This is a genomic window from Bacillus sp. SIMBA_005 (assembly GCF_046535585.1).
GTDB lineage: Bacteria > Bacillota > Bacilli > Bacillales > Bacillaceae > Bacillus > Bacillus pumilus.
The window spans coordinates 1-262 of the sequence record NZ_JAWRWI010000605.1 but is presented as its reverse complement, the minus strand read 5'-3'; the positions used below and the strand labels follow the sequence as shown (position 1 = coordinate 262).

General features: G+C 45.8%; 1 protein-coding gene. It reads right to left on the bottom strand.

Annotated elements, in window-relative coordinates:
• Positions 1-262 (bottom strand): sodium:solute symporter family transporter (locus tag SB660_RS21500; protein WP_410584435.1); only part of this gene is annotated, 262 nt, incomplete at both ends.

Genomic DNA, 262 nt, shown 5'->3' with positions numbered 1-262 from the left:
CCCCGACGATGGCAACGAGGCTTGCCAAAAGCTTACTGTTAAAACGTTCCCGGGCATAATCCGCGAGTGTTGTTAATTTATGAATTTTCGCAACTTTCCAAAGTTTCGGCAAGAAGAAGTAGGCGATAAAGTAGGCCAACACAGAATAAGGAATGGCGAAAAATGCAACACTTCCGCCTGTAAAAGCAGTACTGGTCAACCCTAAGAAAGTATAGGCCGTATAAAGGTCAGCGCCTACTAAAAACCAGACGAGAAGACCGCC